This window comes from Mesorhizobium sp. YL-MeA3-2017 (assembly GCF_030814575.1).
Classification (GTDB): Bacteria; Pseudomonadota; Alphaproteobacteria; order Rhizobiales; family Rhizobiaceae; genus Mesorhizobium; species Mesorhizobium terrae.
This window is the reverse complement of sequence record NZ_JAUSVH010000001.1, coordinates 2,245,777-2,258,327: the sequence shown is the minus strand read 5'-3', so window position 1 is coordinate 2,258,327 and position 12,551 is coordinate 2,245,777. Positions and strand designations below refer to the sequence as shown.

Genomic DNA, 12,551 nt, shown 5'->3' with positions numbered 1-12,551 from the left:
GATATCGAGGGCTATACGATGAAAACGACATTGGGTTTTCTGCTGGCCGCCGGCGTATTGACGCCGTTGGCGGGCAGTTTCGCCGCCGAGCCTCTGAAGACGATGACGGAGGTGGGGGCAGCCCTGCAGAATTGCTGGGTTCCGCCTTCGACCGATGCCAAGGGCTCGGTCACCCTGCAATTCAGCTTCAAGCGGGACGGTACCCTGATCGGCCCGCCCCGGCCAACCAACATCCAGGTCGATGGCGAAGCCGACAAACGCAAACAGCTCGTGCAGGCAGCGACGGATGCTGTTCAACATTGCATGCCGCTCGCCTTCGAGCCCAAGCTCGCCGACGGGATCGCGGGCACGATGTTCACGCTCCGGCTTGAATCGCCGAAGCGTCAGTAAGGTCTCTGGGTGCTCGCAACAACCGCGGCGCCGGCTATTTAGCCGAAGGCACCGTGGCAGTGCTTGAACTTCTTGCCGGAACCGCAGGGGCAGGCTTCGTTGCGACCCACCTTGCCCCAGGTTGACGGGTTTTTCGGGTCACGCTGCTCGGGGGGCACCACGCGGATATCTTCCAGAACGGCAACATCGCCGCCTTCGCCGAAATCGTTCTCGCCGGTGGTGGCATCAAAGTGCTGACCGAACATTTCCGGTGCTTCCGGCATGGGGGCATCGGCCGCCTCGCGGACCAGTTCGACGCGCATGAGCTGCGCGGTCACCGCCTGGCGGAGATTGCCGAGCATGGCCTGGAACAGCTCGAAGGCCTCGCTCTTGTACTCGTTGAGCGGATCGCGCTGCGCATAGCCGCGGAAGCCGACAACGGAACGCAAATGGTCGAGATTGACGATGTGTTCGCGCCAGAGATGGTCGAGCGTCTGCAGCACGACCGAGCGTTCCACATAGGCGGTCACGTCCGGGCCAAAGCGCCCGGCGCGCTCTTCGGCCGCTTCGTCGGCGGCTTTGGTGATGCGCTCGCGGATATCGTCTTCGGCAATACCCTCTTCCTTTGCCCAATCCTCGATCGGCAGGTCGAGATTGAGGTATTGCTGCACCTCGGCCTTCAGGCCCGCGACATCCCACTGTTCGGAATAGGCGTTTTCGGGAATGCCCTTGGCGACGATCTCGTCAATGACATCGTTGCGCATTTCAGAGACCGTCTCGGACAGGCTTTCGCCGTCCATCAACGCGATGCGCTGCTCGAACACGACCTTGCGCTGGTCGTTGGAGACGTCGTCATATTTCAGAAGGTTCTTGCGAATGTCGAAGTTGCGCGCCTCGACCTTCTTCTGCGCCTTCTCCAGTGCCTTGTTGATCCAGGGGTGGATGATGGCCTCGTCTTCCTTGAGGCCGAGCTTCTGCAGCATGCCATCCATGCGCTCGGAACCGAAGATGCGCATCAGGTCGTCCTGCAGCGACAGGAAGAACTTGGATCGGCCGGGATCGCCCTGGCGTCCCGAACGACCGCGCAGCTGGTTGTCGATGCGGCGGCTTTCATGGCGCTCGGTGGCAAGCACGTAGAGGCCGCCGGCGGCCAGCGCCTTTTCCTTCAGCTTCTTCACATCCTCGCGGATGGCGTTTTCCCGCGCCTCGCGCTCGGCGCCTGCCGGCATGTCGACCAATTCCTCGGCAATGCGCATCTCGGCGTTGCCGCCGAGCTGAATGTCGGTGCCGCGGCCGGCCATGTTGGTGGCGATGGTGATGGCGCCGGGCTTGCCGGCCTGGGCAACGATGGCCGCTTCCCGTTCATGGTGACGGGCGTTCAGCACCTCGAAATCCTTGAAGCCGTCCTGGCGCAGGCGTTCAGCCAGCTGTTCCGACTTTTCGATCGAAGTCGTGCCGACCAGTGTGGGCTGGCCCTTGGCATTGGCTTCGCGGATCTCCTTGACGATCGCCTTGTACTTCTCCTCGACGGTCCGATAGACCTCGTCGTCCTCGTCGAGGCGGCTGACCGGAAGATTGGTCGGAATCTCGGTGACTTCGAGATTGTAGATGTTGCCGAATTCCTCGGCCTCGGTCAGCGCCGTGCCGGTCATGCCGGCCAGCTTCTTGTACATGCGGAAGTAGTTCTGGAAGGTGACGGACGCCAGTGTCTGGTTCTCCGGCTGAATCTGCACATGCTCCTTGGCCTCGAGCGCCTGGTGCAGGCCTTCCGAATAGCGGCGGCCGGGCATCATGCGGCCGGTGAATTCGTCGATGATGACGATTTCGCCGTTGCGCACGATGTAGTCCTTGTCGCGCTGGAACAGGCGATGTGCCTTCAGCGCGTTGTTGACGTGGTGGACCATGGCGACGTTTTCCACGTCGTAGAGCGAGTCGCCCTTCAGAAGGTCGGCACCGCGCAGCATGTTCTCCACATTTTCCGTGCCTTCCTCGGTGAAGATCGCGGTCTTCTGCTTTTCGTCCACCTCGTAGTCGGCGGGCTGAAGCTTCACGATGAAGGCATCGACGGTGTTGTACATATCCGAACGGTCCTCGAGCGGACCGGAGATGATCAGCGGCGTGCGTGCCTCATCGACCAGGATCGAGTCCACCTCGTCGACGATCGCGTAGTTGTGGCCGCGCTGCACCATCTGCGCGCGCTCATACTTCATGTTGTCGCGCAGGTAATCGAAGCCGAGCTCGTTGTTGGTGGCGTAGGTGACGTCGCAGGCATAGGCCTCATGACGCTGCTCGTCGGAGAGACCGTGCACGATGATGCCGACAGTGAGGCCGAGGAACTTATAGACGCGGCCCATCCATTCGGCGTCGCGGGTGGCGAGGTAGTCGTTGACGGTGACGACATGGACACCCTTGCCAGCGAGCGCGTTGAGATAGACCGGCAGGGTGGCGACCAGCGTCTTGCCTTCGCCCGTACGCATTTCGGCAATGCCGCCATTGTGCAGGACCATGCCGCCGATCAGCTGCACGTCGAATGGCCGCAGCCCCAACACGCGTCTGGCCGCTTCGCGAACGGTGGCGAATGCCGGAATGAGCAGGTCGTCCAGCGTCGCGCCATTGGCGATATCCTGGCGGAATTTTTCGGTGCGGGCGGTTAGTTCGGCATCCGAGAGCGCCCGCATCTCGTTTTCCATGGCGTTTATGGCCTCGACGCGAGGCCTGGTCGACTTGACGCGGCGGTCGTTGGAGGAACCGAAAATCTTACGGGCGAAGCCGCCGAGACTGACCATTCAATGGTCCTTTCGCTTGCAATCCTGGGTCCGGGGACGGATGCGGCAGGCATCCGACGAACCCGCCCGAACAGAGAAACACCAAAAAGCGCCCGGAAAACGGTTCTGGACGCAAAGTCGTTGGACAGATAAGAGGGGGCACAATCGATGTCAACGCTGCGTTATCGACCCGCAGAACGCCAAATTCCGCCACATTCCGGCTGATCAAAAGACCTCAACGTCCCCATCGGAGCTCTTTCGTATGTCCTTATTGTTTCGCCGTGCGTCGCTCGCCAGCCTAGGTTTGGCCGTCGGCCTGTCGGCTTTGTCGCTTTCGCCTCTGGCCGCCCAGGAAACTCAGCCGGCCCAGCCGGCCCAGCCGGCCGATGCCGCCGCAACTCCGGCTGCTGCTCCGGTCGATCCGAACGCAGTCGTTGCCACGGTTGACGGCAAGCCGATCACTGAAGCGGATTTGACGCTCGCCGAAGGTGAATTGTCGAAGCAATTCGCGCAGCTTCCGCCGGAACAGCGCCGCGCCGCCGCCCTTTCCGCGGCCATCGAGATCAAGGTTCTTGCCGCGAAGGCCGTCGCCGACGGGCTCGACAAGGATCCCGATTTCCAGCGTCGCGCAGCCTTCCTGCAGCAGCGCGCCCTGCATGGCGAGATGGTCGAAAAGGAAGTGGTCGGCAAGATCACCGACGCCGACATTCGCGCACGCTACGACAAGGAAATCGCCGCGCAGCCGCCGGTGAACGAGGTCCACGCCCGTCACATTCTCGTGAAGACCAAGGAAGAAGCCGAGGCGATCATCAAGAAGCTGGAAGGCGGCGCCGATTTCCAGAAACTGGCGAGCGAGAACACCAACGATCCGAGCGGCAAGACCAGCGGCGGCGATCTCGGTTTCTTCGGCCCTGGCCAGATGGTGCCGGAGTTCGAGAAGGCGGCATTCGCGCTTGAGGTCGGCGCCTACACCAAGGAGCCTGTGCAGACCCAGTTCGGCTGGCATGTCATCAAGGTGGAGGACAAGCGCCAGCAGCAACCCCCGGCTTTCGACCAGGTCAAGGACCAGGCCCGTTCGGCGGTCGTTCGCGACAAATATTTCGCGCTGGTCAAGGAAGCCCGCAAGAGCGCCAAGGTCGACATTCCGGATGAAAACCTGCGCAAGGCCGTCGAGGCAGCCGAAGGCGGCGCCAAGTAAGCTTCGATCTACCTCTTTAGGTAGCCAGACGCTTTGTAGTCGATGGGAGCGGTACCTTCACAGGTATCGCTCCCTTTCCATTTTATGCCGGCTCCTTCCCGAGCATAAGGTTCCTAGACCTTGATGCCGTTGACGATGGCGCCGACGGCGGCCCGCAATTTGTCCTCGCTCTCATCCAGCCGGCCAGTCAGCAGGTGGGTCCAGGCATAGGACGAGACCATGTCGGCTATCTGGCTGGGGTCTACGCCGCGGGCGACCTCGCCTCGATCGATGGCACGTTCGACCAACTTGCCGGTGTAGGCACGCCGGCCGCGCGCATAGTCGGCCAACGCTTCGGCGGCGGCGGCGTCGAACTGTGCCTCGGCAATCAGCGAGCGGAAGATGTTGCCGGCAGGCGTATCGCGCCACGATCCAAATAAACTGCGGAGGAACTGGAACAGGTCCTCCTCGATGTTGCCGGTGTCGGCATAAACGATGTCGCGCTTCTGACGCTGATAGACCTCGATCAGCAGGGCTGCCTTGCTCGGCCACCAGCGATAGATGGTCGGCTTACCGGCGCGGGCCCTGCGTGCCACGGCTTCGATGGAAAAGCCGGAATAACCGGCTTCATGCAGTACGGCCTCCGCCGCGTCGAGGATGGCCTCGGCGCTGGCGGGGTTGCGTCTGGCGCCGATCGACCGGCGCGCCTTTTCTTCTGTCGCGTTCAATTTTGCCCAAGGGTCTCGAAGTTCGCCTGGCGACTATACATCATCCCTTGACGAAACGAAACGGCTCGTTCTATATATGCAACGAAACGTATCGTTCTTATGGAGATTGCTATGACTGCCACGTCCGCCCCCTCGCAGGCTCCCGCCGCCCGGCCCCGTTTTTCGCGTCCGCGTTTCGCTCTGATGGTGTTGATCGGGGTGTACCCGCTGATCACCACGATCCTTTATCTTCTTGGGCCGCTGACCGAGCACTGGGCGATCTGGCAGCGCACTCTGGTGATCGCGCCGATGATGGTTGGCGCCATGATATGGGGATTGATCCCGACCGTGCAGCGCGTGTTCAGCGGTTTCATCAACCCCGCGGCTCGTTGAGACGAGGCGAAAACGCCTTGCGAAGCCTCGTGCTATCGGGCAAACGGTCCATGCTTTCACCGCTTGCCTGGGTCGCAGAGGTTTTTCATGTCCACAACCGTTTCCCCGCTCGCTCCGAAGAAATATCCCAAGATGCCGGCTGTCGAGGGCGTGCGCATCGCCACGGCCGAAGCGGGTATCAAATACAAGAACCGAACCGACCTCCTTGCGATGGTGTTCGATCCGGGCACTACCGTCGCCGGCGTGTTCACCCGCTCGAAATGCCCGTCGGCGCCGGTCGATCTGTGCCGGCAGAATCTCGGCCAGGGCAAGGCGCGCGTGCTGGTCGTCAATTCCGGCAACGCCAATGCCTTCACCGGCAAGAAGGGCCGGGAGACGACGTCGACGACGGCGCAGGCGGCAGCCAAGGCCGCTGGCTGCGCCTCCGACGAGATATTCCTGGCGTCCACCGGTGTCATCGGGGAGCCGCTCGACCCGGGCAAATACAGCCATCTCCTGGCCGGTATGGTCAAGGATGCCAGGCCCGACCAGTGGACCGAGGCGGCCAAGGCCATCATGACCACCGACACCTTCCCGAAGGTGGTGACGGCCACCGTCAAGCTGGGCGATACCGATGTGACGCTGAACGGCATCGCCAAGGGCGCCGGCATGATCGCGCCCGATATGGCGACCATGCTCTCCTTCGTTGCCACCGATGCGCCGATTGCGGCGCCGGTGTTGCAGGAACTTCTCTCAAAAGGCACGGCCAAGACCTTCAACGCCGTCACGGTCGACAGCGACACGTCGACAAGCGATACGCTGCTGCTTTTCGCGACCGGTGCGGCTGCCAAGCGCGGCGCGCCGGTGATCGCCGATGCCAAGGATACCCGCCTTGGCGTGTTCCGCCGCGCGCTCAACAAGATGCTGAAGCAATTGGCGCTGCAGGTGGTGCGCGACGGCGAAGGCGCCCGCAAGCAGATCGAGGTGACCGTGACCGGCGCCAAATCGGCACGTTCGGCCAAGCGCGTCGCGCTGTCGATCGCCAATTCGCCATTGGTCAAGACCGCGGTCGCGGGCGAGGATGCCAATTGGGGCCGGGTGGTGATGGCTGTCGGCAAGGCCGGCGAGCCGGCCGATCGCGACCGTCTGTCGATCTGGTTCGGTGACAATCGTCTCGCCGTCGATGGTGAGCGCGACCCTGCCTATTCGGAACAGGCGACGTCGACCTATATGAAGCGGGACAGCATCGTCATTCGTGCCGATCTCGGCATTGGCCGTGGCAAGGCCACCGTCTGGACGTGCGATCTCACCAAGGAATATGTCGCGATCAATGGCGACTATCGGAGCTAGCCGTTTGAATCCGATACATCCTGCGACGGTTCTGGCCAAGGTGCGCCGCTATGAGGCGGCGGGCTTTCGTGCCTGGCCGGCGGCGGCCGTGCATTACGATGGAACCTGGGTGGTGCGGCTGACGGCAGGCCATCCGGCGAAGCGGCTCAATTCCATCAATCCGCTCGATCCCGGCGACGTTCATCACCTGGCAGAGCGTATCGCGCGCGCCGGCCGTCGTTTCGAAGCCTATGGCCGGCCGCTCACCTTCCGCATGTCGCCGCTCGCCGGTGCCGCGCTTTCGCGCCATCTCGACGCCGAAGGGTGGTCGCGTTTCGACGAATCCATGGTCATGCGCATGCCGCTGACCAAGGCCTCGGTCGAAAACGTCATCGATCAGATTCCGCTGAAGGACATCGGCCGTTTCGTATCCGCGGCGCTCAAGGTACACGATGCGGATCCGCTGTTGAGGCCCGGCCTGTCGGAGATCATTGGCGCAATCCAGCCGGAGGCGGGGCTGTTCGCCTCGGAACGCGGCGACGAAGCCCTGGCAACGCTGATCTGTGTGCATGACGGCGATCTGGCCGGGCTGTTCGATATCGCCACAGACAAGTCTGTCCGGCGTCAGGGCCACGGCCGCCAACTGATCCTGTCGGCGCTCAAATGGGCCCGCTTGCGCGGCGCGCGCGAAGCCTGGCTGCAGGTCGAGGCCGACAACGCGCCGGCGCTGTCGCTCTATGCGTCGTTGGGTTTTGAAGAAGTCTATCGCTATCACTATCGACGGTTGCCTTCCACATGAAGGCCGAACCGTCGAAAGGAAAACGTCTGCTTCTGGTCGTCGCTTGCGCGCTGGTCGACGCCGACGGTCGCGTGCTGATCGCGCAGCGTCCTGAAGGCAAGCAACTTGCCGGCATGTGGGAGTTTCCTGGCGGCAAGGTCGAGCCGGGCGAGACGCCGGAAGAATGTTTGGTGCGCGAGTTGCACGAGGAACTTGGCATCGAGACCAAGACGGCCTGCCTGGCGCCGCTGACCTTCGCCAGCCATAGCTACGACGACTTCCACCTGCTGATGCCGCTTTATGTCTGTCGGCGTTTCTGGGGTACGCCGGAGCCGAAGGAGGCGCAGGCACTGAAATGGGTGCGTCCACGCCAGATGCGTGACTATCCGATGCCACCGGCCGACGCGCCGTTGATCCCGTTCCTGATCGATCTGCTCTGACAGCTCCCGATTAGCGTTAACAGAAGATTTATCCAGTCGTGAAAGATTGAACGATGGCTGCGGCAAAACGATTGCCGTGCTTGGGGAGCCGTCGCATGAGCCTCGACCAGGATTGGGACAGCATACGGCCACGCCGACCGCTCGTGGCCGCGGGTGGCGGGCTTCTGCGGATCACGCTCCTGTTCGGATCGGCCGCCGTCGCGCTTTCGCTCCTCGGCGCTTCCTATCTCGACAGTCGCATCGAACAGCGTTTTGCCAGCGATTTTCCGCCGGCTGGGATCGACATGATGAGCACCGGTTCGATCGGCAAGCAGAACACCTACACCATCCGGCGCAGCGTGTTGCAGGCGACGCCGGATGCCGTCTGCATCATCCATCGCGACGGCAGCCTGACCGGCGCGTGCTAGGCGGCCAAACACAAATTCACCGGCCGTTAAGCCTGCCTCGTTAACCTTTGTAAATCAGTGAACGCTAAGGTTCTTTCGCAGGGGAAAGGCTACCATGGCATTGTTGCGGCGATTTCTGAGAAACGACACGGGGGCGACGGCCATCGAATATGCGCTGGTTGCCTCTCTGATGGCTGCCGCCATCATCCTGGGCTTCGGCAGTGCTGCTGATGCGCTGAAATACCTCTTCAGCGACAACAACAGCAAGCTTGTCCAGGCGCTGGGTAATGGTAACTGACCGGCTTATCTAGCTTTTATCGCCGTCTTCCAGGATCTTGGCCAGAGAGACAGCGGCCGAGCCGGGCCTGAGCGGCTTTTGCTGCGATGCGTCCGGCGCCCAACCCGACAGCCAAACGATGGAAAAACTTGCCCTGACGCGGCCGTCGCCGTCGGAAAACCGTTCGGCGTAAATTTCGGCGGCGCGCGCCAACATTGCCCGGCTTGCCGGTCGCCGGCTGCGGTCGACCAGGAAGTTCGTTTCCCCCATAGCCCTCAGATCCCGCATCAGGCCGAACGGCGTGTCATAACGCACCGTTATCGTCTCGATGTCTGTGACGGGCAAGGCGAGACCTGCCCGCTGCAGCAGCGCACCGGCGTCACGCACATCGGCGAACGGAATGACGCGCGGGCTGGCGCCGCCATGGAGTTCGGTTTCGGCGGCAAGCAGGCTTTCGCGCAATTCGGCCAGCGTCCCGGCACCGGCCATCGCGCCGAGGAAGAGCCCGTCCGGCTTCAGTGCGCGGCGGATCTGCGCCAGCATGCCGGGGATATCGTTCGTCGATTGCAACGCGAGCAGTGAAACCGCCAGATCGAGGCTGTCGGGCTCGAACGGCACGGTTTCGGCCGTGGCCACTATCCCTTCCTCGCCGGCTAGAAACGCGGGGTCCGCTTCGACGCGGACGATTTCGGCGACTTTGCCGCTTGCGGTGAGGGCGTGGGTTGCGTGTGCAGTCTGGCAGAACAGCGTCGCTCCGCGGGCGAACTGGCGTTCGACGGCGGCCAGCCGATCGGCAAGATCGTCGGCAATGCGCCGCATGAGGAAGTCGGCACCCGCGGTCGGTCGGGCGAGTGCCCGGCGTTTGTGTGTCAGCCAAAGAGCTGTATCGAACAAGGGCTGCAACGACGGGTCCTGCTTCTGCTATGCTGCGACTGCAGGCAATCACGTGGCCGATCCGATGGCTGATATCAAGGGCCTAACCCAAACGGCGTTGCAATGGCCGGCGCGGATCTTGTTTCCCCCGGTCTGCGCCGGTTGTCGACGCCACGTCTCGCAGCCAGGGGTTCTATGCGGCGATTGCTGGCCGAAGCTCAGGTTGCTCGAGCGGCCCTGGTGCCCGGTCATGGGCACGCCCTTCACGCACGACATGGGCGAGGGCTTTCTGTCCGCCGAGGCCATCGCCGATCCACCGCCCTTCGAGCGAGCCCGCGCGGCCGCCGCCTATTCGGGCGTTGCCAGGCAAATGGTGCAGGCGCTGAAATATCATGACCGGACCGACCTCGCACCATGGATGGCGCGCTGGATGATGCGGGCCGGCGCCGAACTGATAGCCGAGGCGGATGCCATCGTTCCGGTGCCGCTGCACTGGCGCCGCTTCTTTCGTCGCCAGTTCAACCAATCGGCCGAACTCGGTCGCGCCCTGGCTGCGCAGTCGGGCCGGCGTTTCGCGCCCCAGGCGGTGCGGCGCGTGAAGATGACACGCCAGCAGGTTGGCCTGGAGCGAAGCCAGCGCGAGGACAATGTACGGGCAGCCTTTCGCGTGCCGGCCGAGGCGGAAATCGATATAGCAGGGCGCCGCATGCTCGTGGTCGACGACGTCTATACGACCGGAGCGACTGCGCGCGCTGTCGCCAAGGCGCTGAAAAGAGGCGGTGCCGCCGCGGTCGACGTACTAACCTTCGCGCGGGTTCTGCCGGGGGACTTTCGGCCCGACGAGTCCGAGACTATATAGATTTCATGACAAGACAGGATTGTTGACCCATGGTCGACGTGACGATTTATACGCGCATGATGTGCGGCTATTGCGCGGCCGCCAAACGCCTGCTCGACAAGAAGGGCGTTGCCTATACCGAACATGATGCCTCGTTCTCGCCGGATCTGCGCCAGGAAATGATCCAGCGAGCCAACGGCCGTGCCACTTTCCCGCAGATTTTTGTGGGTGACGTGCATGTCGGCGGCTGCGATGATCTGCATGCGCTGGAAGCTGCCGGCCGGCTCGATGCCCTGATCGCCGGCACCGCGCCGCGCTGAGCGCTCGGAATTATCGAAAGCGAGGACGAGACCATGGGTGTTTTCAAGGCCGCCGCCATTCAGATGCGGTCGGGCACCAGCCCGGAACGTAACGCCGCCGACATGGAGCAGCTGGTTCGTGAGGCCGTGGCCATGGGCGCGAGCTATGTGCAGACCCCCGAGATGACCGGCGCGCTGGTGCGTGACAAGGACGCCAAGCGAACCGTTTTCACCAGCGAGGACAAGGACGTCGTCGTCGCCAAAGCGCGGCAGCTGGCGCGGGAACTCGGCATCCATTTTCACATCGGCTCGACCGCCATTCTGCGGGACGATGGCAAGCTCGCCAACCGCGCGCTGTTGATCGCTCCGGACGGAACGACGCTCGCTTCCTATGACAAGATCCACATGTTCGACGTCGATCTCGACAATGGCGAGAGCTGGCGCGAATCCGCCGCCTATGAGCCGGGAACCGATGCCGCCGTTGTCGATCTTGCTGGCCTGAAGCTCGGCTTCGCCATCTGCTACGACCTGCGCTTCCCGCAGCTTTTCCGCACCGAGGCGCTGGCTGGTGCCGCGGTCCTTTCGGTTCCGGCGGCCTTCACCCGTCAGACCGGCGAGGCGCATTGGCATGTGTTGCTGAGGGCACGAGCCATTGAGAACGGCGCCTTCGTCATAGCCGCCGCCCAGGGCGGGCTGCATGAGGATGGTCGCGAGACCTATGGCCATTCGCTGATCGTCGACCCTTGGGGCCGCATTCTGGCCGAGGCAGCCCATGACGAGCCCTCGGTGATCGTGGCCGAAATCGATCCGGCGCAATCTGTGGCCGCCCGCGCCAAGATACCCAATCTGAAGAATGCGCGCGAATTCTCGCTGCGTCGTTTCGATGGCGAACCGGCCTCGCTGAGGGGAGCCGCATCTTGATCCGCTTCTCGCTGATATGTGAGCGTGAGCATGATTTCGAAGGCTGGTTTCGCTCCAACGACGATTTCGACAAGCAGAAGAAGCGCGGTTTCGTCGAATGCCCGGTCTGCGGTTCGCACAGGGTGGAAAAGGCGCTGATGGCGCCCGCCGTGTCGACCAGCCGCAAGCAGGAAAAGATCGGGCTTGCCATGGGCGACCAGCAGCGCCAGGCGATGGCGCAACTGAAGGCGCTGGCCGACAAGATGCGCGAAAATTCCGACTATGTCGGCGACAAGTTCGCCGAGGAAGCGCGCAAGATCCATTTCGGTGAAGCCGACCCGCGCGGCATCTACGGCGAGGCGACGCTCGACGAGGCCAAGAGCCTGGCAGAGGACGGCGTCGAATTCTTGCCGATACCGGCATTCCCAGACGATCGCAACTGAACTGCTAGCCGACTCGCGGCCGGTAATTCCTGGTCGCTGTTCAGCCCTTTCCATCCAGTCCCCTGATCAGCTTTTCGAGCAGGCCGGCCAGCCGGTCCTGTTCTTCGCTCGTCAGCACGGAAAGGACCTGGTGTTCGTTTTCGACATGGGCGGTCACCGCCTCGTCGATCAATGTCCGGCCCTTTTCCGTCAGTTGCACGATGACGCCACGGCGATCCTGCGGGTGCGGACCGCGCGCGATCAATCCGGCCTTTTCCAGCCGGTCGAGCCGATTGGTCATGGCGCCCGACGTCACCATCGTCGCTTCGTAGAGTTCCGTCGGCGTCAGGGCAAAGGGCGCACCAGAACGCCGTAAGGTCGCCAGCACGTCGAATTCGCCGGATTGCAGGCCGAACCGGGCGAAGAGCGGGTTCAGCTTGTCGCGCGCGACAACGAAGGCCGCATAGCTGAGGCGGCCAAATACCGCCATCGGCCTGACGTCGAGATCCGGCCTCTCCTTTTGCCATTGCGCCACCGCGTTCGCTGCACGATCCATCTAGCTCACCGTAAAGTATCTTGACACTAAGATTCTTTCTATTAAATGATATGCCATCGATCA

At 62.8% G+C, this 12,551-nt stretch carries 16 protein-coding genes; 12 read left to right on the top strand and 4 right to left on the bottom strand.

The annotated features are described in order from the left end of the window. Positions 1 to 30 precede the first annotated feature (30 nt). Positions 31 to 390, top strand: a complete 360-nt coding sequence (locus QFZ88_RS10560) for a hypothetical protein (protein ID WP_245317516.1) — start codon at positions 31 to 33, stop codon at positions 388 to 390. A gap of 38 nt (positions 391 to 428) precedes the next feature. Here the strand turns inward: QFZ88_RS10560 and secA are convergent, their stop codons facing one another. After that, entirely contained in the window at positions 429 to 3,155 is a 2,727-nt protein-coding gene (gene secA, locus QFZ88_RS10555) for a preprotein translocase subunit SecA (protein WP_024922670.1), read from the bottom strand. A 241-nt stretch (positions 3,156 to 3,396) separates the two neighbouring features. On the opposite strand from secA, the gene QFZ88_RS10550 reads away from it, so the two are divergent. Further along, a complete protein-coding gene (locus tag QFZ88_RS10550) occupies positions 3,397 to 4,332 on the top strand; it encodes a peptidylprolyl isomerase (protein WP_024922669.1) in 936 nt (311 codons plus the stop codon). A 113-nt stretch (positions 4,333 to 4,445) separates the two neighbouring features. Here QFZ88_RS10550 and QFZ88_RS10545 read toward each other — a convergent pair whose 3' ends face one another. Then, complete coding sequence (locus QFZ88_RS10545) at positions 4,446 to 5,039, bottom strand: TetR/AcrR family transcriptional regulator (RefSeq protein ID WP_024922668.1); 594 nt, start codon at positions 5,037 to 5,039, stop codon at positions 4,446 to 4,448. 111 nt (positions 5,040 to 5,150) lie between these two features. Here QFZ88_RS10545 and QFZ88_RS10540 point away from each other — a divergent pair, with 111 nt between their 5' ends. The 6 genes from QFZ88_RS10540 (at position 5,151) to QFZ88_RS10515 (ending at position 8,621) form a co-directional block, all read left to right on the top strand. Then, positions 5,151 to 5,411 carry a hypothetical protein gene (locus QFZ88_RS10540; RefSeq protein WP_036254594.1) on the top strand — a complete coding sequence of 87 codons (261 nt, stop codon included), beginning with the start codon at positions 5,151 to 5,153 and terminating at the stop codon, positions 5,409 to 5,411. Positions 5,412 to 5,498: 87 nt separating this feature from the next. Continuing rightward, the gene (gene argJ, locus QFZ88_RS10535; RefSeq protein ID WP_024922666.1) at positions 5,499 to 6,740 is read left to right on the top strand and encodes a bifunctional glutamate N-acetyltransferase/amino-acid acetyltransferase ArgJ; all 1,242 of its coding nucleotides are present in this window, start codon (positions 5,499 to 5,501) and stop codon (positions 6,738 to 6,740) included. Continuing rightward, on the top strand, positions 6,721 to 7,518 hold the full coding sequence (locus QFZ88_RS10530) for a GNAT family N-acetyltransferase (RefSeq protein ID WP_024922665.1): 798 nt from the start codon (positions 6,721 to 6,723) through the stop codon (positions 7,516 to 7,518). Before argJ ends, QFZ88_RS10530 begins: the two co-directional genes overlap by 20 nt. Next, complete coding sequence (locus QFZ88_RS10525; protein ID WP_024922664.1) at positions 7,515 to 7,937, top strand: (deoxy)nucleoside triphosphate pyrophosphohydrolase; 423 nt, start codon at positions 7,515 to 7,517, stop codon at positions 7,935 to 7,937. The genes QFZ88_RS10530 and QFZ88_RS10525 overlap by 4 nt, the downstream gene beginning before the upstream one ends. Positions 7,938 to 8,032: 95 nt before the next feature. Beyond that, positions 8,033 to 8,344, top strand: a complete 312-nt coding sequence (locus QFZ88_RS10520; RefSeq protein ID WP_024922663.1) for a hypothetical protein — start codon at positions 8,033 to 8,035, stop codon at positions 8,342 to 8,344. A 94-nt stretch (positions 8,345 to 8,438) separates the two neighbouring features. Continuing rightward, positions 8,439 to 8,621, top strand: a complete 183-nt coding sequence (locus QFZ88_RS10515; RefSeq protein ID WP_024922662.1) for a Flp family type IVb pilin — start codon at positions 8,439 to 8,441, stop codon at positions 8,619 to 8,621. A 9-nt stretch (positions 8,622 to 8,630) separates the two neighbouring features. Here QFZ88_RS10515 and QFZ88_RS10510 read toward each other — a convergent pair whose 3' ends face one another. After that, complete coding sequence (locus QFZ88_RS10510; protein WP_024922661.1) at positions 8,631 to 9,503, bottom strand: methyltransferase domain-containing protein; 873 nt, start codon at positions 9,501 to 9,503, stop codon at positions 8,631 to 8,633. A gap of 43 nt (positions 9,504 to 9,546) precedes the next feature. Here QFZ88_RS10510 and QFZ88_RS10505 point away from each other — a divergent pair, with 43 nt between their 5' ends. Genes QFZ88_RS10505 through QFZ88_RS10490 form a run of 4 tightly spaced genes read left to right on the top strand, consistent with a single transcriptional unit; the run spans position 9,547 to position 11,953 of the window. After that, positions 9,547 to 10,332, top strand: coding sequence for a ComF family protein (locus QFZ88_RS10505; protein WP_024922660.1), 786 nt, complete (start codon positions 9,547 to 9,549; stop codon positions 10,330 to 10,332). Positions 10,333 to 10,361: 29 nt separating this feature from the next. Further along, on the top strand, positions 10,362 to 10,631 hold the full coding sequence (gene grxC / locus QFZ88_RS10500) for a glutaredoxin 3 (RefSeq protein ID WP_024922659.1): 270 nt from the start codon (positions 10,362 to 10,364) through the stop codon (positions 10,629 to 10,631). Between the two features lie 33 nt (positions 10,632 to 10,664). Then, complete coding sequence (locus QFZ88_RS10495; RefSeq protein ID WP_024922658.1) at positions 10,665 to 11,531, top strand: carbon-nitrogen hydrolase family protein; 867 nt, start codon at positions 10,665 to 10,667, stop codon at positions 11,529 to 11,531. Continuing rightward, a complete protein-coding gene (locus QFZ88_RS10490) occupies positions 11,528 to 11,953 on the top strand; it encodes a DUF1178 family protein (protein ID WP_024922657.1) in 426 nt (141 codons plus the stop codon). Before QFZ88_RS10495 ends, QFZ88_RS10490 begins: the two co-directional genes overlap by 4 nt. Positions 11,954 to 11,993: 40 nt before the next feature. Here QFZ88_RS10490 and QFZ88_RS10485 read toward each other — a convergent pair whose 3' ends face one another. Then, positions 11,994 to 12,488, bottom strand: a complete 495-nt coding sequence (locus tag QFZ88_RS10485) for a MarR family winged helix-turn-helix transcriptional regulator (RefSeq protein WP_024922656.1) — start codon at positions 12,486 to 12,488, stop codon at positions 11,994 to 11,996. Between the last annotated feature and the right edge of the window lie 63 nt (positions 12,489 to 12,551).